This window comes from Roseateles sp. (assembly GCF_047654785.1).
Taxonomy (GTDB): domain Bacteria; phylum Pseudomonadota; class Gammaproteobacteria; order Burkholderiales; family Burkholderiaceae_C; genus Pelomonas.
On sequence record NZ_JASGKQ010000003.1, the window covers coordinates 1,014,208 to 1,037,114 of the forward strand.

The window sequence follows — 22,907 nt, forward strand, 5'->3', positions numbered from 1 at the left end:
CGCATGGCGGCGCAGTCTTGAAGGGTTGGCCCCGCCCAGCCCTTTCGGATGGGGCAACTGCCGTTCTTAGGGTAAATCAACCACTTGGCGCTGCTAGCGCCTGCTAGCAGGGGGGGCGATCTTGAACGGCGGAACTGCCGACTCGAAGGGCCTTGCAAACCGTCTTCAGGGCGAGCCCCGGCCGGCGAGCGTTCAGGCGGTGAGTCGCCGCAAGGCCTCGGCCGCCTCGATGATGGTGATGCCCCGATGCGAGCCGATGGGCAGCAAGTGCTTGCGGTCGCCGGTGACAACCCATTCGGCACGGGCGGCCACGGCGGCGGCGATCACATGATCGTCATCGGCGTCACCCGCCACCACGCGCGGCACGCTGGCCGGCGCCACCAGATCGACCAGCGCCGTGTAGTGCGCAACGAGCGCCGAAACGCTGGTGCCAAAGCCCTCGATGCGGCTGGCGAACTTCGGGTAGGCCAGGGTATGGGCCAACTCATCGAGCAGCACCGCGCTGCTGAAAAACGCCACCGCCTGACCCGCGCCCGGGTTGATGGCCAACTCCATCAAGCGCCTGGGCGGCCCGCTCCACAACAGGCCCGCCACCACGACATTCGTGTCGAGCACCAGCCGCAACGGCTGCGCTGAACCCGGCATCAACTGGCCCCGCGCAGCCGCGCTTGAGCGCGCACCTGGCGCACTTCCTCGACGATCTCTTGCTCGATCTCGGGCGTGAGTTCATCGGCCGGCAGGCGCTGCCACAGGGCCTGCAGCGCATCGCCTGCGCGGCGGCGCAACTGCTCGCGCAGCATGGCCTCCATCGCGTCGGCCGACAGCAAACCGGCGCTGGCAGCCTTCTGGGCCAGTTCATCGGGCAAGGTGATTTGTACGGTGGTCATCGCGTGCGCCCTTAGCTGCTGAGGTTGCCGACCATCTGCTTGGTCTGGTACTTCACGATCATCCCGTCCAGCAGCGCCTTGACGATGCGCCGGTCCTCGTCAGCCATGTGGCTGACGGCCTCGAACTGCAGCCGCAGGTCGTCGGACGGGCCGCGCTCGGCCTCGTCGAACACGAGCTGATCCAGGCTCACATGCAGCGCCCGCGCCAGGCCGACCAAGGCTTCGAGCGTGGGCTGTGCGTTGCCGGCCTCGTAGCGGCGAACCTGGTTCACATGGACCCCGGCGGCATCGGCCAGCGCCTGCTGCGTCATCGACGCTTGGCGGCGAGTCTGGATCAGGCGGGCTGCAAAGCGCGAGACGGGTGCGGCGGACGTGGTGGCTGCGGAGGTCATGGCAAGGCGTCTGGGCAACGCTTGGAGGGTGACACAGCGCATAAGGGTACTCACGGCATCCTGAAACTGTTGGTTTATGCAATCTTATCGGATAGCAATTAAAAAGCACTATAAGGGTGTTGACAGGTTTTTACCCGGAGCAAGGCATGGCGCGCATCCCAGAGACAGAGCTTGAGCGGCGAAGCGAAGCCCCGCCCCTCACCGCCGCCACACCGCCGCCAGCGCCCGCAGCTTGTCCAGCCCGCCGACGCGCTCGTCGGAGGCCACGTCCAGGAAGTCCGACAGCCGCTTGGACTTGGCGATGGTGTACAGCGTCAGCACCGTCGCCACCGCCAGCACGCCGGTGAACAGCAGCGCGCGCTCCAGCAGCGGCTTGTGGCTCTGGTCGAGCAGGTTCATGCCCAGCAGGCCGGTGGTGATGGTGCCCACCAGGCCGAAGATGGTCACCACGGTCAGCCGCACCACGGTGTTGGCCTGGCGGCGCAGCGCGTCGGCGTCCAGGTAGGCGTTCATGTCGTGGATGCGCTCCTTGACCTCGGCGTACACGGCGTCGGTGCCGAGGTGCTGCGTGCACAGGTGGAACAGGGCCTTCACGTGCGCCTGCTCGCTGACCTCGTGGAACCAGTAGCGGTGCGTGAAGCCCAGGAAGGCCACGTAGTTGCGCCGGATCTGGCGCTTGAAGCGCTTGACGGTCTCGGGCCGCGCCACGTCCAGCCCCATCAGCGCCTCGGCGAGCTGGTCGGACATCATCAGCAGCGCCGCCTTCTGGAAGTGAGCGATCAGGAACAGCAGGAAATGTTGGTGGCGGAACTGCGCCAGCACGCCGCGCTCGCCGTCGCGGAAGAAGGCGCTGCGCGCGTCGCCCACCACCACCAGCGACAGGCCGGAGCACAGGTAGCGGGTGTGCGGCGCCGCGCCCCGGTCGCCCCAGAAACGGTCGTAGCAGAACTGGCGCTCGAAGTCGCCCGGCACGTCGTCCGCGCCGTCCTGGTCGCCGGTGACCAGCCCCAGGCGCAGGTAGTCGGCGCGCGTCAGCCGCTGCGGGTCGTCCACCGCCAGGTAGGCCATCATCGGCATCCGGTAGTACTCGATCTGGCGGAAGCGCAGCCGGCCCGGCTGCTCGGAATGGTGGCTCACCAGCGGCGCCATCACGTGCTCCCAGTGGGCGGCGATGCGCGGCGCGCGGTGCTCGGCGACGTGGGCGAGGAAGGGCTCGGCATGGCCGGCGTCGCTGCGCGCGACGACCTGGCCGTGGGCGTCCAGCCACTCGACGGCGGCCGGGCAGTGCAGCGGCTGGCCGTGGGCGTCCCAGCCGCCCGGGTAGGCGCGGCCGAAGCGGTACATCAGCTCGCCCGCCTGGGGCAGCGGCAGGTCGTCGGCGGCGATCTCGACGTTGAGCAGCACCACGTCCACGCCGTAGAAGAAATACAGGTCCACGTGGACGACCTGCAGCAGCAGCGGCGCGTCGCCCGGGTGCAGCTGCACGCGCAGCGCGGCCAGGTCGCGGCGGCGGAACACGCGCATCGGCGAGCCTTGCGCCGCGCCGCCGGCCATGCGCTGCGAGCGCCCCTCGCCGTACAGGAAGCGCTGCACATAGGGCAGGAAGCTGACGAACTCGTTGTAGTGGCGCTGGTGGAAGCTGCCGCCGTGGAACTCGTCGACGTGTTCGCGCCAGGGGCAGGCGTCGCCGCCGTCGCGCAGGACCTGCCAGGGCACCTGGCGCTGCTCGGCCGTGTCGGCAATGCTGTCGTGGATCAGGCGCAGCGGCCACAGCAGGGCCTGGCGCAGGTGGCGCACGGTGACCGGCGGCGCATCCGGGGCGGCGGGCTGAGGCATGCGGGCCAGTTTAGGGGTGCCGCCGCCGCGGGCGGGGAGGCCCAGCACCCGGGCTTACCAGGTGACCAGCGGCAGCCAGCCCAGCCACGCCTGCAGGCCCACCGCGCCCGCCAGCCCGGCCGCGATCGGCCACCAGCGCCGCCGCGCCCGCGCCCGCCAGGCGCCGGCGAGCGTGGCCGCCGGCACCGCGAGGCTCAGCACGGCCAGCGCGCCGGACGCCAGCCCCGGCCGGCCGAGCGCGGCGGCGCCGGCCGGCCCGCCGAGCAGCCCGGCGACGGCAAAGCCGCCGCACAGCGCCAGCAGGCTGCCGCCCGCCGCCGCGAACCAGGGCGCCGGGCTGCCGGCGGGCCGCCGGAACAGCCAGGCGATGCCGGCCAGCACCGCCGCCGCGCTGGCCAGCAGGCCGAACAGCGCCGCCGCCCCGCGCAGCGCCCCCAGGGCCAGCGGCGTGCGCAGGTAGGACTCGCCGTCCACCAGGTGGCGCCGGCCTTGCGCGTCGCGGGCCAGCGCCACGGTGGCCACCGGCAGGCCGGCGTCGCGCAGCGCCTGCGCGCCCTGGGCCACCAGCGGCCGGGGCGCGCCCAGCCCGGTCAGCGTGGCGCCCAGGCCGTCGGGCGCCACCTGCAGGTGGCGCACGTCCAGCAGCGTCCACAGGCGCGCGCGCAGCGGCATGTTGTGGCTGGCGTTGGCGTACCAGCCGCTCCAGCCGGCCTCGATGCGCCCGGCCGGCGCGGGGGCGGCCGGCGCCGGCAGGCCGGCGACGACGTGGGCCGCCACCTGTTCGCGCAGCCGGCCCATCGCGCCGGTGTCCGCGCCGTTGGCGACGATGAAGAACGCCCGCCCCGACTCGCGGTGCAGGCCGAAGCTGGCCTGGAAGCCGTCGATGAAGCCCCAGTGCCCGTCGAACAGCCGGCCCGCCGCGACGAAGCGGAACAGCCCCAGCCCATACGGCGCCGGCACGCCGGCCGCGCGCGCGCCCAGGCCGGTGCGGCCGTAGGCCATGTCGCGCAGCGCCGCCTGCGGCCAGGGGGCGCCGCCGGGGGCCGGCATCTGCCCGTCGCGCAGCAGCCGCGCCAGCGGCGCGGCGTCCGTGGCCGTGATGACGAGCGCGCCCGCGGCGCGGTCCGCCAGCCGCCAGGGCGGCACGGGGCGGCCCCGCGCGTCCACGCTCTGCGCCAGGCAAGCCGGCAGCGCGCCGGTGGCCAGCGTGGCGCTGCGCATGCCCAGCGGCGCGAACACCTCGCGCGCCATCACCGCGTCCAGCGGCGCCCGCCAGTGCGCTTCGAGGGCGGCGGCCACGCGCGAATAGCCCGGGTTGGCATAGGCGTGGTGCAGGCCCGGGCAGGCCAGCCGCGGGCGCGCCGCCGCGCGCCGGGCGGCCTCGGCCGGCGGCGCGTCGGGCCAGGACTCGGCGTAGTCCGCATAGCGCGAGCCCGCCAGGCCGGAGGTGTGTTCCAGCAGTTCGCGCGGCGTGGCGTCGCGCGCGCAGCCGGCCGGCGCCGGCCCGAGCGGCCGGTCGAGGAAGCCCGGCGCCCGCTGCTCGGTGCGCAGCGCCAGCAGTGCGGTGAAGGTCTTGGTCAGCGAGCCGACGCGCCAGCAGGTGCCGGCATCGACCGGGCGGCTGCGCGCGGCGTCGGCATGGCCGAAGTAGCCGGCCTGGACGCGGCCGTCCGCCGCCACCGTCACGACGGCGGCGCCCGGCAGCGTGCCCGGCTGCAGCAGCGCGGCCACCGCCTGCGCCAGCGCGGGCGGCAGCGGGCCGGCCGGGTCGCCCTGCGCGGTGGCCGGCGGCGCGGCGGCCAGGGCGCCGGCCACCGCCAGGGCCAGGCCGGACCGGGCGGCCCGGGACGGCGTCATGGCGGCGTGGCCAGCTGCGCCTTCACCGCCTGCCCCAGCTCGATGACGGCCAGCGCGTAGTAGGCCGACCAGTTGTAGCGCGTGACCACCCAGAAGTTCTCGCTGCCGAGGATCACCGTCGGCGGCTGCTGCCCGCCGTTGTGCAGCTCGATGGCGGCCAGCGGGCCGTCGTGGGCCTGCGCCGCCGCGGGCAGCCCGGCGCCGGCCGCCTGCAGCTCGGCGGCCGTGAACGTGGGCCGGATGTCCGGCGCCAGCAGGCGGGCGCGCGCATCGGCATCGGCGGGCAGCGTGACGCCGTAGTGCGTGGGCAGGCCCGGCTTCCAGCCGAACGCGGCCAGGTAGTGGGCGACGCTGCCAATGGCGTCCACCGGGCTGGCCAGCAGGTTGATGCGGCCGTCGCCGTCGAAGTCCACCGCGTACCGGCGCCAACTGCCGGGCATGAACTGCGGCCAGCCCAGCGCGCCGGCATAGCTGCCGCGCAGCTCGGCCGCGTCCAGCCCCTGCTCGCGCGCGAGCCGCAGGAACTCGGCCAGTTCGGCGCGGAAAAAGGCCTGCCGCTCGGCGGCGCGGGGGTGGGCGGCGGGGAAGTCGAAGGCCAGCGTGGCCAGCGCGTCCAGCACCTGGAAGCCGCCGGTGATGCGCCCGTAGAAGGTCTCGACGCCCATGATGCCGACGATGACCTCCGCGGGCACGCCGTACTGCGCCTCGGCGCGGGCCAGCGCCTCGCGGTGCGCGGCCCAGAAGGCCGCGCCGGCCGCCAGCCGGCGGGGTTCGATGAAGCGGTCCCGGTAGGCCGCCCAGTTCTTGGCCGTGTGCGTGGTGGCGGGCAGGATGAGCTGGCGCACCTGCGGCAGGTTGCGCGCGGCGGCCAGCTGCCGGCGCAGCGCGGCCGCGTCCCAGCCCTCGGCGGCGGCCAGGTCGTCGGCGAAGGCGACGAGCGCGGGCCGGGTGCCCAGCGGCTTCGGCGGCGGTTCGCGGCGGGGCTTGGCGGCGTGCGCGGCCGGGGTGGCGAGGGCGGCGGCGAGCGCGAGGGTCAGGGCGGGCAGGGCGGCAGGTTTCACGGCGCGATGGCTGCGGGCAGGGGGCCGCAGTGTCCCTTACCCGAGCCGGCGGAGGGCGCGCCGGAGGTCGCGCCAGGCCGGCGCTGGCGCGTCCGCCGCGTAGCGCGAGCGCTCCAGCGCCTCCAGCCATTGCGCGGCGGGCTCGGCCGGCCCGCCCAGCCGGCGGCGCAGCGCGCGGGCCCAGGCGGCGGGGCTCTCGTGGGCGGGCAGGTCCGCGCCGGTGCCCCCCGCCAGCAGCGCCAGGATGCGCGCCCGCTGGCGGCTCCAGGCGTCATGCGGCCGGCTGCTCCAGCGTGTCCAGGCCACGCCGGCCGCCGCCAGCGCGAGGATGACGCCCGCCAGCGCCTGGCCCAGCGCGGCCCAGTCGGGGTGCGCGACGCCGAGCCGCTTCAGCAGGTCGAACTGGTCGTGGCGCGAGTAGTTCAGCACCAGTTGCTGCCAGCGGTTGTTCAGCGTCTCCCAGCCGCCGCGCAGCGCCCGCCACAGCGTGGGGTTGAGCTGGCCCAGCACGTTGTACGCGCCGGGCTGCGGCTGCAGCGCCAGGCCCTGGCTGACGCGCTGCGGCGCGACGGCGGCGGTGGGGTCGCTGCGCAGCCAGCCCTTGCCGGCCACCCAGTACTCGGCCCAGGCGTGGGCGTTGGCGTTGCGCACGACCAGGTAGCCGTCCTGCGGCTCGGCGTCCCAGCCCTGGAAGCCGGTGACGACGCGGGCCGGCACGTCCATGGCGCGCATCAGCACGACGAAGGCGGCCGCGAAGTGTTCGCAGAAGCCCAGCCGGCGGTCCAGCCAGAACTCGTCGATCAGGTGCGGCGTGGCCTCGCCGTAGCGGCCGGGGGAGAGCGTGTACAGGAAGTCGTTGCCGCGCACGTGGGCCAGCAGCGCCTCGGCCAGCGCCTCGGCGCGCGGGCCGGGCGGCAGCGCCGCGAACCGCGGCTGCGCGGCCAGCGCGCGCGCCCAGCCGATGCTGCGCGGGTTGCCGGGCGGCAGCTGCAGCTCCGGCGCCTGGCGCAGCGGCGGGCGCTGCGCGCCGGCCTGCCAGGCGGCGAAGGCGCTGCTGCGCAGGCGCAGCCGCTCGGTGATGGGGCGCGGCGACAGCCATTGCAGCTCCGGCCCGCGGGTGAGCGTCAGCTCGGGCAGGTGGAGCTGGCTGCCGGCGGGGCCGGGGCTCATCTCCAGCAGCGGCAGCACCGGGATGCGCAGCGGCTCCAGCGTCATTTCGTAGTGCAGCGCGGGGCCGCGGGCGGCGAGGTCGTCGTGGCCGCGCAGCCAGCGCTGGCCGAGGCCCGGGTCGGGGGCGCGCCAGGTCCGGCCGTCGAAGCGGGTGAGCACCGGGCCGCGGAAGTAGCGCTGGTCGGGCGGCGGCACGGCGCCGTCGAAGCGCAGCCGCATGGCGATGCCGTCGTCGTTGGCGATCTCGCTCATCGCGCCGAATGCCATCTGGTCGGACAGCCCGGTCCGGCCGATGGCCTCGGTGGGCACGCCCCACAGCGGCGCGATGCGCGGGAACAGCAGGAACAGCAGCACCATGACCGGCAGGCCCAGCGCCGTGGTGCCGGCGGCGCGGCGCGCGGCGATGGCGATGCTGGGCACGCCCTGGACCTCGGTAGACGGCATCTGCGCCAGCACCACCGCCGCCAGCAGCCCCCACAGGCAGCCCAGCGACCAGGCGGCCGTCAGCAGCGACTGCGAGTACAGGAACTGCGTCAGCACCAGGAAGAAGCCGAGGAAGAACACGACGAAGGCGTCGCGGCGCGCGCGCAGCTCCAGCGTCTTCAGCGCCATCAGCACGACCAGCAGCGTGATGCCGGCCTCGCGGCCGATCAGCGTGCGGTAGCTCAGCCAGGTCATCACGCCGTAGGCCGCGGCGATGGCCAGCAGCCAGCCGCGGCCGGGCAGCGGCCGCTGTCGCCAGGCGATCTGGCCGCGCCACAGCAGCAGCAGCGCCGTCAGCCCGCTGGCCCAGGGCGGCAGGTGGCCGGCGTGCGGCGCCAGGACGGCGGCGATGACGCCGAGCAGGAAGAGGCTGTCGCGCGCGTCGCGCGGCAGCCGCGCCCATGCGGCCTGGAGGGCGTTCATGCCGGGAACCCCGCCAGCAGTTCCAGGCAGGCCTGCCGGTGCGCCGCGCCCAGCGACGGCGCCAGCTCGCGGCCGGGCAGCCGCAGGCCGTAGGGCCGGCCCTGCCGCTCGGCGGCCAGCACCCAGGCGGCCAGCCGCGACAGCCGCGCCTCCTGGTCGCGGCCGGCGGTGTCGCGCCAGTCCAGCCACAGGTCCCGGGCCAGCGGCGTCTCGGTCTCGCGCACCCACAGCGGCAGCCCCTGGTCCAGCGCGAGCGCGGACCTGCGCCACAGAACCTGCTTCAGCGAGTCGCCGCGCCGGTAGCCGCGCACGCCGGAGAAGTCCGTGCCGCCGCCGGACGGGCGCGCGGACGCGGCCTCGCCGGCGCCGGCCTCGGCCTGCGCGGGGAAGGGCGCGGGCGGCACCTCGGCCTGCGGGTAGACCCAGACCCCGGCGGCCGGCCGCCAGGGGCTCCAGGCGCGGAAGAAACCGAGCGGGAAGCGCGTCGTGATGACCAGCCGCGGCAGCGCGAGCCGGCCGCGCCGGGCGGCCGGCAGCCGCAGCCACAGCAGCGCGTGGCCCAGCGCCGGCACGTCCACCCAGGCGGGCTCGGTGGCGCCGTCGTCCAGCAGCGCGGCCACCGCGATGCCGAAGCGCGCCCGGCCGGGGTTGTGCAGGCGCAGCTCCAGCGCGTACTCGCCGCCGGCATGCGGCGCGTCGGGCGCGCGCAGGTCCAGCTGCAGGCCGCGCAGGTTGGCGTGCGTGGTGAGCATGGACGCCAGGCCCGCGCCGGCCAGCGCGAAGGTCAGCGCATAGCCCAGGCTCAGCTGCTCGTTGATCGAGGCCAGCAGCAGCACGCCCAGCGTGCCGCAGAACGCCAGGCCGGCGCGCGTGGGCACGATGTAGACGTTGCGCTGCGTCGTGCGGTGCGTGTCGGCCGCCGGCTGGCGGGCCAGCCACCAGCGCTGCCAGCGGGCGCGCAGGGCGGTCACGGCAGCGGCAGGGCTTCGATCATCGCGCGCACCTGCTCGCGCGCGCCGCGCCCGGCCCCGGCGCGGGGCTGCAGCCGGTGGGCGATGGTCTGCGGCAGGATGGCCTGGACGTCGTCGGGCGACACGTAGTCGCGTCCCTGCAGCAGCGCCCGCGCCCGCGCGGCGCGCAGCACGGCCAGGCCGGCGCGCGGCGACAGGCCCTCGGCGAACCACTGGCCCGAGCGCGTCGCGGCGAGCAGCGCCTGCAGGTAGTCCAGCAGCGGCGGCGCGGCGTGGATGGCGCGCGCGGCGGCCTGCGCGTCGAGCAGCCCGGCCGGCGTCATCACCGGCTGCAGCGCGCGCAGCAGCTCGCGGCTGTCCCCGCCCATCAGCAGCTCGCGCTCGGCGGCGGCGTCCGGGTAGCCCAGCGAGATGCACATCAGGAAACGGTCCAGCTGCGACTCCGGCAGCGGGAAGGTGCCGAGCTGCTCGCTCGGGTTCTGCGTGGCGATCACGAAGAAGGGCCGGGGCAGCGGGTGGCTGACGCCCTCGATGCTGACCTGGTGCTCCTCCATCGCCTCCAGCAGCGCGCTCTGCGTCTTGGGGCCGGCGCGGTTGATCTCGTCGGCCAGCAGCACCTGCGCGAACACCGGGCCGGGGTGGAAGGCGAAGCCCTGGCGCTCGCGCTCGTAGACGGAGACGCCGAGCAGGTCGCTGGGCAGCAGGTCGGCCGTGAACTGCAGGCGCGAGAACTTCAGCCCCAGCGACAGCGCCAGCGCATGCGCCAGCGTGGTCTTGCCGACGCCGGGCAGGTCCTCGATCAGCAGGTGCCCGCCGGCCACCAGGCAGGCCAGGCTGTCGGCGATCTGCGCCGGCTTGCCCTTGATGACCGTGCTAATCTGGTTTTGCAGCGCCTGCAGTTGCGCTGCCAGGGTCCGTGATGGCTGTGATGGCGTCATGGCCCGGCACCATAGCAAGAGACAACGGCCGATGCCCACCGCCTACTTCAATCCTCCCGAATGCCGCCGCCACGACATGGGCGACGGCCACCCCGAATGCCCCGAGCGGCTGTCCGCCATCAACGACTGGCTGATCGCCTCCGGCGTGGACCAGGCGCTGGAACACGTGGACGCCCGCCCGGTGGACCTCAAGGACGTCGAACTGGCGCACACGCACGGCTACGTGGCCGAGATCGGCGCGATGCTGCGCGACTGCGCCGAGAAGGGCGAGCGCTGCGCCGTGGACCCGGACACCTCCGCCAACGCCCACACCTGGGCCGCCGCGCTGCATGCGGCCGGCGCCGCCGTGCAGGCCACCGACCTGGTCATCGATGGCCGCGCCGACAACGCGTTCTGCGCGGTGCGCCCGCCGGGCCACCACGCGACGCGCGACCAGAGCATGGGCTTTTGCTTCTTCAACAACGTCGCCATCGCGGCGCGGCACGCGCTGGACGTGCGCGGCAAGGACGCCGGCATCCAGCGCGTGGCCATCATCGACTTCGACGTGCACCACGGCAACGGCACCGAGGACATCATCGCCGGCGACGACCGCGTGCTGATGGTCAGCCTGTTCCAGCACCCGCTGTACCCGTACAGCGGCGCGGTGCCCAAGGGCACCAACATGGTCAACGTGCCGCTGCCGGCCTACACGCGCGGCGGCGAGGTGCGCGAGATCGTCGAGGCCATGTGGCTGCCGGCGCTGGAGCGCTTCAAGCCGCAGATGATCTTCATCTCCGCCGGCTTCGACGCCCACCGCGAGGACGATCTCGGCCAGCTCGGGCTGGTGGAGGCGGACTACGAATGGATCACGCTCAAGATCAAGGACGTCGCCGAGCGGCATGCCCAGGGCCGCATCGTCTCCGTGCTGGAGGGCGGCTACCACCTGCAGGCGCTGGCGCGCAGCGTGGGCGTGCACCTGCGCGTGCTGGCCGACCTGTGAGGCGCGCCCGCGACGCGGGGCGGGGCGGCCGATGACGCCCATCCACCGCCCCCTGACCCTGGACGAACTGCGGGCGCTGCTGGCGCGCGCCTTCGACGCCAGCGCCGGCAGCGAATGGCTGCTGCTGCTCGGCTGCCTGCTGCTGGCCGGCCTGTTCAGCGGCCTGCTGGCGCGCGCGGTGCCGCGCCACCGCCAGAGCGTGCTGGTCGGCGAGTGGGTGGTCGATGGCGCGCTGTTCCCGCTGCTGGCGATGGTCTTCGCCTTCGCCGCGCGGCGGCTGCTGCCGCTGTGGGGCATCGCGCCGGCGGTGTTCAAGCTGGTGCTGCCGCTGCTGGTGTCGCTGGCGCTGATCCGCGTCGTCGCCCGCGTGCTGGCGGCGGCCTGGCCCGATTCGCAGGCCATCAAGGTGTTCCAGACCGCCGGCTCGTGGCTGATGTGGCTGGGCGCGGTGCTGTGGATCACCGGCCTGCTGCCGGTCATGCTGGACGAGCTGGACGACATCGGCTGGAAGTTCGGCACCGTGCGGCTGACGCTGCGCAACCTCATCGAAGGCGGGCTGACCTCGGTGCTGGTGCTGGTGGGGGCGCTGTGGCTGTCGGCGGCGCTGGAGGCGCAGCTGCTGAAGCGGGCGACGCTGGACCTGTCCATGCGCAAGATCGCCGCCAACGCGGTGCGCGCGCTGCTGCTGTTCATCGGCCTGCTGTTCGCGCTGTCGGCCGCGGGCATCGACCTGACGGCGCTGGGCGTGCTCGGCGGCGCGCTGGGCGTGGGCCTGGGCTTCGGCCTGCAGAAGCTGGCGGCCAACTATGTGAGCGGCTTCGTCATCCTGGCCGAGCGCAGCCTGCGCATCGGCGACATGGTCAAGGTGGACGGCTTCGAGGGCCGGGTGACGGACATCAAGACGCGCTTCACCGTGATCCGCTCGGGCGGCCGCGACGCCATCGTGCCCAACGAGATGCTGATCACGCAGCGCGTCGAGAACTTCTCGCTGGACGGCCCGCGGGCGCTGCAGTCCACGCTGGTGCAGGTGGACTACGACTGCGACCTCGATCAGGTCATGGCGGCGCTGACCGCCGCCGTGGCCGAGGTGCCGCGCGTGCTGCGCGCCGACCCCGGCCCGGCGGTGCAGCTGACCCGCTTCGCCGACAACGGCCTGGAGCTGACCGTGCAGTACTGGATCACCCACCCCGAGAACGGCAGCGGCGGCGTCAAGTCGGACGTCAACCTGGCGATCTGGCGCACGCTGAAGGCGTTGGGGGTGGAGATCCCGTACCCGCAGCAGGTGCAAAGGCAGCCGAAGGCGGCGGGGTAGGGCGCCGCCTGCTGGCTGGCGTCACGCCGCCGCGACCGGAACGCCCACCGGCTTGCCGGCCGCGATGCGCTGCTGCCACTCGGCCGGGCCGGTGATGTGGGCGCTGGTGCCGCTGGCGTCCACGGCCACGGTGACGGGCATGTCCACCACGTCGAACTCGTAGATGGCCTCCATGCCCAGGTCCGCGAAGCCGACGACCTGCGCGCCCTTGATCGCCTTGCTGACCAGGTAGGCCGCGCCGCCGACGGCCATCAGGTAGGCGCTCTTGTGCTTCCTGATCGACTCGATGGCGACCGGGCCGCGCTCGGCCTTGCCGACCATCGCGATCAGGCCGGTCTTGGCCAGCATCATGTCGGTGAACTTGTCCATGCGCGTCGCGGTGGTCGGGCCGGCCGGGCCGACGACTTCGTCGCGCACCGGGTCCACCGGGCCGACGTAGTAGATGACGCGGTTCGTGAAGTCCACCGGCAGCGGCTCGCCCTTGGCCAGCATGTCCTGGATGCGCTTGTGCGCGGCGTCGCGGCCGGTCAGCATCTTGCCGTTCAGCAGCAGCGTGTCGCCGGGCTTCCAGCTGGCCACCTCGGCCGGCGTCAGCGCGTTCAGGTCGACGCGGCGGCTCTTGTTGTAGTCGGGCGCCCAGTTGACGTCGGGCCACAGGTCCAGGCTCGGCGGCTCGATGTAGCTGGGGCCGCTGCCGTCCAGCACGAAGTGCGCATGGCGCGTGGCCGCGCAGTTCGGGATCATCGCGATCGGCTTGCTGGCGGCGTGGGTCGGGAAGGTCTTGATCTTCACGTCCAGCACGGTGGTCAGCCCGCCCAGGCCCTGCGCGCCGATGCCCAGCGCGTTGACCTTCTCGTACAGCTCGATGCGCAACTCTTCGAGCTTGGTTCTAGGGCCGCGCTGCAGCAGCTCGTACATGTCGATGTCTTCCATCAGCGCCTGCTTGGCGAGCAGCGCGGCCTTCTCGGCCGTGCCGCCGACGCCGATGCCCAGCATGCCCGGCGGACACCAGCCCGCGCCCATGGTCGGCACGGTCTTGAGCACCCAGTCGACGATGTCGTCGCTGGGGTTGAGCATGTAGACCTTGCTCTTGTTCTCGCTGCCGCCGCCCTTGGCCGCGACGATCACGTCCACGGTGTTGCCCGGCACCACCTCCATCTGCACGACGGCGGGCGTGTTGTCCCTGGTGTTCTTGCGCGCAAAGATCGGGTCGTCCAGCACGCTGGCGCGCAGCTTGTTGTCGGGGTTGTTGTAGCCCTGGCGCACGCCTTCGTTGATGGCGTCCTCGAGGCTGCCGGTGAAGCCTTCCCAGCGCACGTCCATGCCGATCTTCAGGAAGACGTTGACGATGCCGGTGTCCTGGCAGATCGGCCGGCGGCCTTCCGCGCACATGCGGCTGTTGGTCAGGATCTGCGCGATCGCGTCCCTGGCCGCCGGCGAGGCCTCGCTCTCGTAGGCGCGGGCCAGGTGGGCGATGTAGTCGGCCGGGTGGTAGTAGCTGATGTACTGCAGCGCGGCGGCGACGCTGTCGATGAGGTCTTGCTGGCGGATCGTGGTGGTGGTCATGGGGCGGTCCCGTGGGCGAGGTCGGAGGGGGCAAACCCGTAAATTATCGAGGGACTAGCGATGGGAACGGTTCTCATCTGGCTATGCTGGCGGCCCCATTCCCAGCCCGCCACGACCCCATGAGCATCCGCATCGAACGCGACACCTTCGGCCCCATCGACGTGCCGGCCGACAAGCTGTGGGGCGCGCAGACGCAGCGCTCGCTGCAGAACTTCGACATCTCCGGCGAGCGCCAGCCGCCCGAGCTGATCCGCGCGCTGGCGCAGGTCAAGCGCGCGTCGGCCGTCGTCAACCACGCGCTGGGGCTGCAGGACGCGACGAAGACCGAGGCCATCGTCAAGGCGGCCGACGAGGTCATCGCCGGGCAGCACCCGGGCGAGTTCCCGCTGGTGGTCTGGCAGACCGGCTCGGGCACGCAGACCAACATGAACGTCAACGAGGTGCTGGCCAACCGTGCCAGCGAGCTGCTGGGCGGCGAGCGCGGCGAAGGCCGCCTCGTCCATCCCAACGACGACGTGAACCGCAGCCAGAGCAGCAACGACGTGTTCCCGACCGCGATGCACGTCGCCGCCGTGCAGGCGCTGGTGGAGCGGCTGCTGCCGCCGCTGCGCGCGCTGCGGGCGACGCTGCAGGCCAAGGCCGAGGCCTTCGACCACATCGTCAAGATCGGCCGCACCCACCTGCAGGACGCGACGCCGCTGACGCTGGGGCAGGAAATCTCCGGCTGGGTCGCGCAGCTGGCGCACGGCGAGCGCCACGTGCTGGCCGCGCTGCCGCATCTGCACGAGCTGGCGCTGGGCGGCACGGCCGTCGGCACCGGGCTGAACGCGCCCAAGGGCTATGCCGAGGCCGTGGCCGCGGAGCTGGCGCGGCTGACCGGCCACCCCTTCGTGACGGCGCCGAACAAGTTCGAGGCGCTGGCCTCCTGCGACGCGCTGGTCCACGCCCACGGCGCGCTGAAGACGCTGGCCGCCAGCCTGAACAAGATCGCCAACGACGTGCGCTGGCTGGCCAGCGGCCCGCGCAGCGGCATCGGCGAGATCGGCATCCCGGAGAACGAGCCGGGCTCGTCCATCATGCCGGGCAAGGTCAACCCGACGCAGAGCGAGGCGGTGACCATGCTGGCCGCGCAGGTGATGGGCAACGACGTGGCCATCAACATCGGCGGCATGTCCGGCAACTTCGAGCTGAACGTGTTCCGGCCGATGGTCATCCACAACTTCCTGCAGAGCGTGCGGCTGCTGGCGGACGGCATGGCCAGCTTCGACCGGCACTGCGCCGTCGGCATCGAGCCGAACAAGGCCCGCATCGAGGAACTGGTGGCGCGCTCGCTGATGCTGGTCACCGCGCTGAACACCCACATCGGCTACGACAAGGCCGCGCAGATCGCCAAGAAGGCGCACCACGACGGCAGCAGCCTGCGCGAGGCCGCGCTGGCGCTCGGCCATGTGACGGCCGAGCAGTTCGACGCCTGGGTGGTGCCGGGGCGCATGGTCGGGCGTTGAGCGCGCCGCCCGCCGCCGCCGCGGCGGCTCAGTGCTTGTCGCCGCCGTGGTGGGCCGGCTGGGCCAGCAGGCGGTCGGTGTAGGCGATCGCCATGGCCGACAGCAGGAAGGCGATGTGGATCAGCGTCTGCCACATCAGCGTCTTCTCGGTGTAGTTGTCGGCGTTGATGAAGGTCTTCAGCAGGTGGATGGAGCTGATGCCGATGATGGACAGGCCCAGCTTCACCTTCAGCACCGAGGCGTTCACGTGGCCCAGCCACTCGGGCTGGTCGGGGTGGCCTTCCAGGTCCATGCGCGACACGAAGGTCTCGTAGCCGCCGACGATCACCATGATCAGCAGGTTGGAGATCATCACCACGTCGATCAGGCCGAGCACCACCAGCATCAGGATGGTCTCGTTGAGCTTGGCGATGGGCTCGTAGCCGATGATGGTGCCGGCCGTGTCCTTGATGGCGGCGGCCTTGTAGCCGATGCTCTTGACCAGCATTTCCAGCGCGTGCTGGTCGCCGAACGCGGCCTCGATGAGATGGACCAGCTCGGTCCAGAACTGGAAGACGTAGACGGCCTGGGCCAGGATGAGGCCGAGGTACAGCGGCATCTGCAGCCAGCGGCTGGCGAAGATCAGGCGGGGCAGGGGGCGTAGCGGCGCGTTGGACATGGTGGCGGAGCGATCAGAATTGCCCGAAATTCTAGGTGGCGTGAATGACGTCACGCCGTCAGGGCTTCGTCAGACGCCGCCAGCACAGTCCGCGCCAACAAAACACCAGGAGACCGACCCATGAGCACGCCCAACACCTACGCGCCCAGCCCCGAATGGCTTGCCAACGCCCACGTGAAGGGCGAAGCGGGCTACGCGGCCCTGGTGGCCGAGGCCGAGGCCGATTACGCCGGCTACTGGGCCCGCCTGGCCCGCGAGCTGCTGAGCTGGCAGACGCCGTTCACGAAGACGCTGAACGACAGCGATGCGCCGTTCTTCAAGTGGTTCGAGGACGGCAAGCTCAACGTCTCCTACAACTGCCTGGACCGCCACGTCGAGGCCGGCAAGGGCGAGCGCACCGCGCTGATCTTCGAGGCCGACGACGGCACGGTCACGAAGGTCAGCTACGCCGAGTTGCTGGCCCGCGTCAGCCAACTCGCCAATGCGCTGAAGGCGCGCGGCATCAAGAAGGGCGACCGCGTCGTCATCTACATGCCGATGTCGGTCGAGGGCGTGGTGGCCATGCAGGCCTGCGCGCGCATCGGCGCGACGCACTCGGTCGTGTTCGGCGGCTTCTCGGCGCAGTCGCTGCGCGACCGCGTGCAGGATGCCGGCGCCGTCGCGCTGATCTGCGCCGACGAGCAGATGCGCGGCGGCAAGGCGCTGCCGCTGAAGGCCATCGTCGACGAGGCGCTGGACGGCGGTGCCTGCCCGACGCTGAAGGACGTCATCGTCTACCAGCGCACCGGCGGCAAGATCGGCTGGGTCGAGGGCCGCGACCTGTGGCTGCACGAGCTGATGGCCGCCGAATCCACCAGCTGCCCGCCCGAGTGGGTGGAGGCCGAGCACCCGCTGTTCCTGCTCTACACCTCGGGCTCCACCGGCAAGCCCAAGGGCGTGCAGCACAGCAGCGGCGGCTACCTGCTGCACGCGGCGCTGACCACCAAATGGACCTTCGACCTGAAGGACGGCGACATCTTCTGGTGCACCGCCGACATCGGCTGGGTCACCGGCCACACCTACATCACCTACGGCCCGCTGGCGCTGGGCGGCACCGAGATCGTCTTCGAGGGCGTGCCCACCTACCCGGACGCCGGCCGCTTCTGGCAGATGATCGAGAAGCACAAGGTCACGATCTTCTACACGGCGCCGACGGCGATCCGCTCGCTGATCAAGGCGGCCGAGAGCAACGAGGCCGTGCATCCGAAGCGCTTCGACCTGTCCAGCCTGCGCCTGCTCGGCTCGGTCGGCGAGCCGATCAACCCGGCCGCCTGGGAGTGGTACCACGCCAACGTCGGCGGCGGCCGCTGCCCCATCGTCGACACCTTCTGGCAGACCGAGACCGGCGGCCACATGATCACGCCGCTGCCCGGCGTGACGACGCTGGTGCCCGGCTCCTGCACGCTGCCCTTCCCGGGCATCACGGCGGCCATCGTCGACGAGACCGGCAACGACGTGCCTAACGGCCAGGGCGGCATCCTGGTCGTCAAGAAGCCCTGGCCCAGCATGATCCGCACCATCTACGGCGACCCGGAGCGCTTCAAGAAGAGCTACTACCCGTCCGAGCTGAAGGGCTACTACCTGGCCGGCGACGGCGCCATCCGCGACGCCGAGACGGGCTACTTCACGATCACCGGCCGCATCGACGACGTGCTGAACGTCTCCGGCCACCGCATGGGCACGATGGAGATCGAGTCGGCGCTGGTCGGCTGCACCGAGCTGGTGGCCGAGGCCGCGGTGGTGGGCCGCCCGGACGACACCACCGGCGAGGCCATCTGCGCCTTCGTCGTGCTCAAGCGCCCGCGCCCCAGCGGCGAGGAGGCCAAGGCCATCGCCAAGCAGCTGCGCGACCACGTGGCCCGCGAGATCGGCCCGATCGCCAAGCCCAAGGACATCCGCTTCGGCGACAACCTGCCCAAGACCCGCTCCGGCAAGATCATGCGCCGGCTGCTGCGCTCGGTGGCCAAGGGCGAGTCGGTGACGCAGGACACCTCGACGCTGGAGAACCCGGCCATCCTGGAGCAACTGGGCCAGGCCTACTGATTCAGCGGCCCGCACGCGGGCACCCTGCGGAAAGGCCGCCGCTCAGGCGGCCTTTCCCTTTGGCGTCGCACAACAAACAGGCCCGTCAGGGCCTGTCGTGTGCAGAAGGGGGGGGACGGCCTTACTTGACCGTCAGCACCCACTTGGCCAGCGTCTGCGCCTCGGCCGGCGTCACCTGCGTGTTGGCGGGCATCGGCACCGGGCCCCAGACACCGGAGCCGCCCTTGACGATCTTGTCGGCCAGCTTCTTGGCGGCGTCCTTGTCCTTGGCGTACTTGGCGGAGACGTCCTTGTAGGACGGGCCGACCAGCTTCTTGTCGATGGCGTGGCAGGCCATGCAGTTCTTCTTCTGTGCCAGCTCCTGGTTCGCCATGGCGGCGGCGGGGGCGATCAGGGCGAGGCTGAGGATCAGGGCTTTCATTGAAACCTTTCCGGTCGTTGCAACTACAGTGGGCAGAAAGATACCTGAAGGAGATGCCGCATGGCATTCGTGTTGATCGGCGTGCTCTTCATCGTGTTGAGACTTGGGGGCTGGGTGCAGTTCCACAAGGACGATTTCTGGGCCTGGTCCCTGGTGCTGTCGCCGTTCCCGCTGGCGCTGCTGTGGTGGTGGTGGTCGGACAAGACCGGCCTCACCCAGCGGCGCGCGATGGAGGCCCAGGACGCCAAGAAGGCCGCCCGGCGCGAGCAGCAGATGGAGGCGCTGGGCCAGGCGCGGCCGGGCCCCAGGAAACGCCGCTGACGCGAGCGGGGCAGCGGTTGTGGCGCCAGCCTACGGCGCGCCGGCTTCGGCGCCGGCGGCCCGGGCCGCCGGGTGCGGGCCGGCCGGCGTGTCGCGGGTGCTGACGGCCAGCGCCAGCCGCTCCCTGTCGTCGCCGCCGGCCCTGCCGAACACATAGCCGACGATGGCGCTCAGCAGGCCGATCACGCCGGTCAGCGTTTCGGACTGCGGCATGGCCAGGGCCATCACGACGCCGCCATAGCCGACGAAGGTGACCACCCCGGCGCGCATGATGTCCCGGCCGCTCAGGTCGGTCAGGCGCTGGTGGCCGTGCGACGTCATGTAGAGCAGGAACATCAGGAACAGGATGGCGACCAGGCTGACGACCAGCATGATCTTGAAGTTGCGGTCGCTTTCGGCCGCCTTGTAGTCGGCATAGGCCTTGTCGCGAGGGTCCAGCGCGGCCGGCTCGGCGGCTGGGGTGCTGACCTGGAGGACCTCGGCCGCCTGTTCGGCGTAGCGCGCCACGGGATCGTCGCTGCCGGCCTGGACCGGCAGCGGCGCAAAGAAGGCCAAGGCGAGGGCGCCGATGGCAAGCAGGCACTTCATGGGGCGTCTCCCGGTGCTACTGGGGGTTTGCGTTTGCGGACAGGACGCGCAGCAGGCGGTCGTAGTGCTGCTTTTCCGCCAGCGCGCCGCGCAGCTCCGCCGCTTTCGCACTCTGGACGAAACGCGCGCGCAGGCGCGAGGCGTCCTGGGGCGAGAGCTTCTGCGCCTGCTTTTCGAACTGCTGATAGTAGGCGTCCGGCACGGCCGGCTGCGGAGCCGGCCGGCCGAGGCTCTGGGGCGCTTCGCGCTGGCTGGGCAGGTTGAAGGCGGGGCGCAGGTCGCCGGCCACGGCCGTGCCGGCGATGGCCATCGCGGCGAATGCAAGGCCCGGGATGTCGCTGGTCTTCATGGAACCTCCGCCTGCAGAAGAGAGGGCGTCGGCGGCATGCGTGCGCCCCTTTCGAGCATGCGCGGCGGCCGCTGGCCGGATGCTGGTCCCGATCAGACGGGCCGGCATCCTCTGGTTTGTGGACCGTTGCGGGCGGCGCGGGCCGGGCAGGAGCGCGGTGGCTATGATGCCGGCCGCTTCGCTTCCTCCCGAGCCATGCTGGTTCATCCCCAGTTCGACCCCATCGCCGTCCGCCTCGGCCCGCTGGCCATCCACTGGTACGGCATCACCTACCTGATCGCCTTCGGGCTGTTCCTGTGGCTGGCCGGCCGCCGCGTGCGGCTGCCGCAGCACGCCGCCGTCGGCTGGACCCGGCAGGACGTGGACGACGTGCTGTTCTACGGCGTGCTGGGTGTCGTGCTCGGCGGCCGGCTGGGCTACTGCCTGTTCTACAAGCCCGACTACTACCTGCACCACCTGGCCGAGGTCTTCGCCGTCTGGAAGGGCGGCATGTCCTTCCACGGCGGGCTGCTGGGCGTGCTGTTCGCGCTGTGGTGGTTCGGCCGGCGCCGCGGGCGCGGCTTCTTCGAGGTGTCGGACCTGATCGCCCCCTGCGTGCCCACGGGCATCATGGCCGTGCGGCTGGGCAATTTCGTCAACGGCGAGCTGTGGGGCCGCGAGGCCTCGCCCGGCCTGCCCTGGGCGATGGTGTTCCCGCAGGCGGGCGACGGCGGCATCGCCCGCCATCCTTCGCAGCTCTATCAGGCGGCGGGCGAGGGCCTGCTGCTGTTCGTCATCCTGTGGCTGTACGCCCGCAAGCCGCGCGCGACGGGGCAGATCAGCGGCCTCTTCATGATGGGCTACGGCGTGTTCCGCTTCGTGGCCGAGTACTTCCGCGAGCCGGACGACTTCCTGGGCCTGCGCGCGCTGAACTGGAGCCAGGGCCAGTGGCTGAGCCTGCCCATGATCCTGGCCGGCGCCGCCATCTTCGCCTGGGCCACCCGGCGCAACCAAAGGCCGGTGGGCTGACGCGATGAGACAAGTCTTCTTCGACACCGAGACCACCGGCCTGGACGCCGACAAGGGCGACCGCATCATCGAGATCGGCTGCGTGGAGATGGTCAACCGCCAGCTCACCGGCAACAACCTGCACCTCTACATCAACCCCGAGCGCGCCAGCCATGAAGAAGCGCTGCGGGTGCACGGCCTGACCGAAGCTTTCCTGGCGGACAAGCCCAAGTTCGCCGAGATCGCCGACCGGCTGCTGGACTTCCTGGCCGGCGCCGAGCTCGTCATCCACAACGCGCCGTTCGACATCGGCTTCGTCAATGCCGAGCTGCGGCGCCTGAAGCGCGGTGTGCTGACCGACCACGTGGCTGGCGTGTGCGACACGCTGCTGATGGCGCGTGACCTCTTCCCCGGCAAGGCCAACTCGCTGGACGCGCTGTGCCGCCGGCTCGAGGTGGACAACACCAAGCGCGTGCTGCACGGCGCGCTGCTGGACGCGGAGCTGCTGGCCGACGTCTACATCCGCCTGACGCGCGGCCAGGACGCGCTGCTGATGGACGACCACGGCGACACCGGCGGCGGCGATGCGCTGGCCGCCTTCGAGGCCGTGGACCTGAGCCGCATCGAGTTGCCCGTGCTGCGCGCGAGCGACGCCGAGCGGGCGGCCCACGCGACGCTGCTGGCCGACCTCGACAAGGCCTCGGGCGGCGCCTGCCAGTGGCGCAAGCTGGAGCCGGCGCCGCAATCCATGGCATAATCGCGGGCTTCCCGGACGACGGCTTGAGACGTCGGCGCATTCAGGGCGGTTAGCTCAGCGGTAGAGCACTGCCTTCACACGGCAGGGGTCGCAGGTTCGAACCCTGCACCGCCCACCAGGCCTCTGGTGACCTGAATGCACCACGCACGGATTTCCGCAGTTGCCGGGCGGTTAGCTCAGCGGTAGAGCACTGCCTTCACACGGCAGGGGTCGCAGGTTCGAACCCTGCACCGCCCACCAGCACGACACGAACCCGGTGCAAGGTTTTCTTGCGCCGGGTTTTTCGTTTCCGGCAGCGCTGGCTTGCAGGCTTTGCCCCTGAGCGGTGACGCTTCAGGCGCTCTCCCGGCCCACGACCTCGCACGCCAGTTCCACCCTGCGGGCGATGCCTTCCTCTGCTGCTTGCAGGCGCACGACGATGTCCACCACGGCCTGCCCCATCTCGCGCGCCGGCGGCCGGGTGGTGCTGAGGCTGGGCAGCAGCTTGTCGGCGAAGGCGTAGTCGCCGAAGCCGAAGATCGCCACGTCCTGCGGCAGGCTCAGGCTGCGGCGCTGTGCCGCCAGGATGGCGCCGCAGGCCAGGTTGTCGTTGGCAAAGACCAGCGCCTCGGGCCGCTGTCGCTTGCGGGCCAGCAGCGCCTCCAGCGCCTGGGCGCCGGCCTGCATGGGGTCGGCAGCCGTCGGGTTGTAACCCCAGGCCGGGAGGCCGGCAGCCTGCATGACTTCGGCATGGCCGGCAAAGCGCTCCTGCGCGCTCAGGTCGCCCGCGGCGCTGTTGTGCACGAAGCCGATCCGGCGGTGTCCCCGGTCCAGCAGGTAGCGCGCGGCGTCCCGACCCACTTGGCGGTGCGAGAAGCCCACCTGGTAGGGCGCGCGACCAGGGTCAAGGTCCCAGGTCTCGATGACCGGCTGCGAGGCGCCGGCAATCAGGCGCTCGGTGGCGGCAGTGTGGAAGCGGCTCGTCAGCACCAGGGCCGCGGGGTTCCAGCCCAGGAAGGCGCGCACGGCACGCTCCTCGGCGTCCATCGAGAAGTAGCTGGAGGCCAGCAGCAACTGCAGGCCGTGCTCGGCCAGGCCGTCCGACAGCGCTTGCAGCATGGGCGCAAAGATGGGTCCGGAGATGTTGGGCACCACCATGGCCACCACGCGGCTGCGGGCCGAGGCCAGGCCGCCGGCTGCCAGATTGGGCACGTAGTTGAGCCGTTCGACGGCGGTGCGGATGCGCTCGCTCGCGTCGGGCGCCACGCGCTGCGGTTCGCGGAAGTAGCGCGACACCGTGATCGTGGACATGCCGCACAGCGCGGCCACGTCGGCAAGCGTCGGCCTCTCGGTGCGGCGACGGCTCATGTCTTGCCGCACCGGCA

Annotated in this window: 22 protein-coding genes and 2 tRNA genes; 9 read left to right on the top strand and 15 right to left on the bottom strand. The window is 72.0% G+C overall.

The features are described 5' to 3' along the window. Positions 1 to 192: 192 nt before the first annotated feature. The 9 genes from QM788_RS13805 to QM788_RS13845 form a co-directional block, all read right to left on the bottom strand. Positions 193 to 615, bottom strand: coding sequence for a putative toxin-antitoxin system toxin component, PIN family (locus QM788_RS13805; RefSeq protein ID WP_415662990.1), 423 nt, complete (start codon positions 613 to 615; stop codon positions 193 to 195). 29 nt (positions 616 to 644) lie between these two features. Continuing rightward, positions 645 to 887 (bottom strand): hypothetical protein, encoded by a 243-nt coding sequence (locus tag QM788_RS13810; protein ID WP_415662042.1) that lies wholly within the window; start codon positions 885 to 887, stop codon positions 645 to 647. 11 nt (positions 888 to 898) lie between these two features. Further along, the gene (locus QM788_RS13815) at positions 899 to 1,279 is read right to left on the bottom strand and encodes a helix-turn-helix domain-containing protein (RefSeq protein WP_415662043.1); all 381 of its coding nucleotides are present in this window, start codon (positions 1,277 to 1,279) and stop codon (positions 899 to 901) included. A gap of 198 nt (positions 1,280 to 1,477) precedes the next feature. Next, positions 1,478 to 3,115, bottom strand: coding sequence for a hypothetical protein (locus tag QM788_RS13820; RefSeq protein WP_415662044.1), 1,638 nt, complete (start codon positions 3,113 to 3,115; stop codon positions 1,478 to 1,480). Positions 3,116 to 3,169: 54 nt separating this feature from the next. Next, positions 3,170 to 4,972 carry a serine hydrolase domain-containing protein gene (locus QM788_RS13825; protein ID WP_415662045.1) on the bottom strand — a complete coding sequence of 601 codons (1,803 nt, stop codon included), beginning with the start codon at positions 4,970 to 4,972 and terminating at the stop codon, positions 3,170 to 3,172. Then, positions 4,969 to 6,033 carry a lytic murein transglycosylase B gene (mltB, locus tag QM788_RS13830; protein WP_415662046.1) on the bottom strand — a complete coding sequence of 355 codons (1,065 nt, stop codon included), beginning with the start codon at positions 6,031 to 6,033 and terminating at the stop codon, positions 4,969 to 4,971. The genes QM788_RS13825 and mltB overlap by 4 nt, the downstream gene beginning before the upstream one ends. Before the next feature lie 36 nt (positions 6,034 to 6,069). Further along, positions 6,070 to 8,109 carry a transglutaminaseTgpA domain-containing protein gene (locus QM788_RS13835; protein WP_415662047.1) on the bottom strand — a complete coding sequence of 680 codons (2,040 nt, stop codon included), beginning with the start codon at positions 8,107 to 8,109 and terminating at the stop codon, positions 6,070 to 6,072. Continuing rightward, positions 8,106 to 9,080, bottom strand: coding sequence for a DUF58 domain-containing protein (locus tag QM788_RS13840; protein ID WP_415662048.1), 975 nt, complete (start codon positions 9,078 to 9,080; stop codon positions 8,106 to 8,108). Before QM788_RS13840 ends, QM788_RS13835 begins: the two co-directional genes overlap by 4 nt. Then, the gene (locus tag QM788_RS13845) at positions 9,077 to 10,018 is read right to left on the bottom strand and encodes an AAA family ATPase (RefSeq protein WP_415662049.1); all 942 of its coding nucleotides are present in this window, start codon (positions 10,016 to 10,018) and stop codon (positions 9,077 to 9,079) included. The genes QM788_RS13840 and QM788_RS13845 overlap by 4 nt, the downstream gene beginning before the upstream one ends. A gap of 31 nt (positions 10,019 to 10,049) precedes the next feature. Here QM788_RS13845 and QM788_RS13850 point away from each other — a divergent pair, with 31 nt between their 5' ends. Beyond that, on the top strand, positions 10,050 to 10,997 hold the full coding sequence (locus QM788_RS13850; RefSeq protein WP_415662050.1) for a histone deacetylase family protein: 948 nt from the start codon (positions 10,050 to 10,052) through the stop codon (positions 10,995 to 10,997). Between the two features lie 31 nt (positions 10,998 to 11,028). Beyond that, positions 11,029 to 12,309, top strand: coding sequence for a mechanosensitive ion channel family protein (locus QM788_RS13855; RefSeq protein ID WP_415662051.1), 1,281 nt, complete (start codon positions 11,029 to 11,031; stop codon positions 12,307 to 12,309). Positions 12,310 to 12,330: 21 nt separating this feature from the next. Here the strand turns inward: QM788_RS13855 and QM788_RS13860 are convergent, their stop codons facing one another. Next, on the bottom strand, positions 12,331 to 13,875 hold the full coding sequence (locus tag QM788_RS13860) for a fumarate hydratase (RefSeq protein ID WP_415662052.1): 1,545 nt from the start codon (positions 13,873 to 13,875) through the stop codon (positions 12,331 to 12,333). A 119-nt stretch (positions 13,876 to 13,994) separates the two neighbouring features. On the opposite strand from QM788_RS13860, the gene fumC reads away from it, so the two are divergent. After that, positions 13,995 to 15,380, top strand: a complete 1,386-nt coding sequence (fumC, locus tag QM788_RS13865) for a class II fumarate hydratase (protein ID WP_415662053.1) — start codon at positions 13,995 to 13,997, stop codon at positions 15,378 to 15,380. A gap of 28 nt (positions 15,381 to 15,408) precedes the next feature. Here fumC and QM788_RS13870 read toward each other — a convergent pair whose 3' ends face one another. After that, on the bottom strand, positions 15,409 to 16,038 hold the full coding sequence (locus tag QM788_RS13870) for a TIGR00645 family protein (protein ID WP_415662054.1): 630 nt from the start codon (positions 16,036 to 16,038) through the stop codon (positions 15,409 to 15,411). 120 nt (positions 16,039 to 16,158) lie between these two features. Here QM788_RS13870 and acs point away from each other — a divergent pair, with 120 nt between their 5' ends. Then, positions 16,159 to 18,120 carry an acetate--CoA ligase gene (gene acs, locus QM788_RS13875; RefSeq protein WP_415662055.1) on the top strand — a complete coding sequence of 654 codons (1,962 nt, stop codon included), beginning with the start codon at positions 16,159 to 16,161 and terminating at the stop codon, positions 18,118 to 18,120. Between the two features lie 121 nt (positions 18,121 to 18,241). On the opposite strand, the gene QM788_RS13880 is transcribed toward acs, so the two are convergent. Beyond that, positions 18,242 to 18,541 carry a c-type cytochrome gene (locus QM788_RS13880; protein WP_415662056.1) on the bottom strand — a complete coding sequence of 100 codons (300 nt, stop codon included), beginning with the start codon at positions 18,539 to 18,541 and terminating at the stop codon, positions 18,242 to 18,244. 60 nt (positions 18,542 to 18,601) lie between these two features. Between QM788_RS13880 and QM788_RS13885 the strand changes: the two genes are divergently transcribed. Next, the gene (locus QM788_RS13885) at positions 18,602 to 18,862 is read left to right on the top strand and encodes a TIGR04438 family Trp-rich protein (RefSeq protein ID WP_415662057.1); all 261 of its coding nucleotides are present in this window, start codon (positions 18,602 to 18,604) and stop codon (positions 18,860 to 18,862) included. 30 nt (positions 18,863 to 18,892) lie between these two features. Here QM788_RS13885 and QM788_RS13890 read toward each other — a convergent pair whose 3' ends face one another. Beyond that, on the bottom strand, positions 18,893 to 19,450 hold the full coding sequence (locus tag QM788_RS13890) for a hypothetical protein (protein WP_415662058.1): 558 nt from the start codon (positions 19,448 to 19,450) through the stop codon (positions 18,893 to 18,895). A 16-nt stretch (positions 19,451 to 19,466) separates the two neighbouring features. Continuing rightward, the gene (locus QM788_RS13895; RefSeq protein WP_415662059.1) at positions 19,467 to 19,799 is read right to left on the bottom strand and encodes a hypothetical protein; all 333 of its coding nucleotides are present in this window, start codon (positions 19,797 to 19,799) and stop codon (positions 19,467 to 19,469) included. Positions 19,800 to 19,994: 195 nt separating this feature from the next. On the opposite strand from QM788_RS13895, the gene lgt reads away from it, so the two are divergent. From lgt to QM788_RS13915, 4 genes are all read left to right on the top strand, one after another. Beyond that, positions 19,995 to 20,807: a prolipoprotein diacylglyceryl transferase gene (gene lgt, locus QM788_RS13900; protein WP_415662060.1), complete on the top strand. Its 813-nt coding sequence runs from the start codon at positions 19,995 to 19,997 to the stop codon at positions 20,805 to 20,807. Between the two features lie 4 nt (positions 20,808 to 20,811). After that, on the top strand, positions 20,812 to 21,543 hold the full coding sequence (gene dnaQ, locus QM788_RS13905) for a DNA polymerase III subunit epsilon (protein ID WP_415662061.1): 732 nt from the start codon (positions 20,812 to 20,814) through the stop codon (positions 21,541 to 21,543). 43 nt (positions 21,544 to 21,586) lie between these two features. Further along, positions 21,587 to 21,661, top strand: a tRNA-Val gene (locus QM788_RS13910). Positions 21,662 to 21,708: 47 nt separating this feature from the next. Beyond that, a tRNA-Val gene (locus QM788_RS13915) sits at positions 21,709 to 21,783 on the top strand. A 93-nt stretch (positions 21,784 to 21,876) separates the two neighbouring features. On the opposite strand, the gene QM788_RS13920 is transcribed toward QM788_RS13915, so the two are convergent. Then, on the bottom strand, positions 21,877 to 22,890 hold the full coding sequence (locus QM788_RS13920; RefSeq protein ID WP_415662062.1) for a LacI family DNA-binding transcriptional regulator: 1,014 nt from the start codon (positions 22,888 to 22,890) through the stop codon (positions 21,877 to 21,879). Positions 22,891 to 22,907 lie beyond the last annotated feature (17 nt).

Bases quoted from the DNA above. Each gene is read 5' to 3' on its own strand.
- QM788_RS13810 (WP_415662042.1), bottom strand. From the start codon at position 887: ATGACCACCGTACAAATCACCTTGCCCGATGAACTGGCCCAGAAGGCT.
- QM788_RS13815 (WP_415662043.1), bottom strand. From the start codon at position 1,279: ATGACCTCCGCAGCCACCACGTCCGCCGCACCCGTCTCGCGCTTTGCA.
- QM788_RS13820 (WP_415662044.1), bottom strand. From the start codon at position 3,115: ATGCCTCAGCCCGCCGCCCCGGATGCGCCGCCGGTCACCGTGCGCCAC.
- QM788_RS13825 (WP_415662045.1), bottom strand. From the start codon at position 4,972: ATGACGCCGTCCCGGGCCGCCCGGTCCGGCCTGGCCCTGGCGGTGGCC.
- QM788_RS13835 (WP_415662047.1), bottom strand. From the start codon at position 8,109: ATGAACGCCCTCCAGGCCGCATGGGCGCGGCTGCCGCGCGACGCGCGC.
- QM788_RS13845 (WP_415662049.1), bottom strand. From the start codon at position 10,018: ATGACGCCATCACAGCCATCACGGACCCTGGCAGCGCAACTGCAGGCG.
- QM788_RS13850 (WP_415662050.1), top strand. From the start codon at position 10,050: ATGCCCACCGCCTACTTCAATCCTCCCGAATGCCGCCGCCACGACATG.
- QM788_RS13855 (WP_415662051.1), top strand. From the start codon at position 11,029: ATGACGCCCATCCACCGCCCCCTGACCCTGGACGAACTGCGGGCGCTG.
- QM788_RS13860 (WP_415662052.1), bottom strand. From the start codon at position 13,875: ATGACCACCACCACGATCCGCCAGCAAGACCTCATCGACAGCGTCGCC.
- fumC (WP_415662053.1), top strand. From the start codon at position 13,995: ATGAGCATCCGCATCGAACGCGACACCTTCGGCCCCATCGACGTGCCG.
- QM788_RS13870 (WP_415662054.1), bottom strand. From the start codon at position 16,038: ATGTCCAACGCGCCGCTACGCCCCCTGCCCCGCCTGATCTTCGCCAGC.
- acs (WP_415662055.1), top strand. From the start codon at position 16,159: ATGAGCACGCCCAACACCTACGCGCCCAGCCCCGAATGGCTTGCCAAC.
- QM788_RS13880 (WP_415662056.1), bottom strand. From the start codon at position 18,541: ATGAAAGCCCTGATCCTCAGCCTCGCCCTGATCGCCCCCGCCGCCGCC.
- QM788_RS13885 (WP_415662057.1), top strand. From the start codon at position 18,602: ATGGCATTCGTGTTGATCGGCGTGCTCTTCATCGTGTTGAGACTTGGG.
- QM788_RS13890 (WP_415662058.1), bottom strand. From the start codon at position 19,450: ATGAAGTGCCTGCTTGCCATCGGCGCCCTCGCCTTGGCCTTCTTTGCG.
- QM788_RS13895 (WP_415662059.1), bottom strand. From the start codon at position 19,799: ATGAAGACCAGCGACATCCCGGGCCTTGCATTCGCCGCGATGGCCATC.
- lgt (WP_415662060.1), top strand. From the start codon at position 19,995: ATGCTGGTTCATCCCCAGTTCGACCCCATCGCCGTCCGCCTCGGCCCG.
- dnaQ (WP_415662061.1), top strand. From the start codon at position 20,812: ATGAGACAAGTCTTCTTCGACACCGAGACCACCGGCCTGGACGCCGAC.
- QM788_RS13920 (WP_415662062.1), bottom strand. From the start codon at position 22,890: ATGAGCCGTCGCCGCACCGAGAGGCCGACGCTTGCCGACGTGGCCGCG.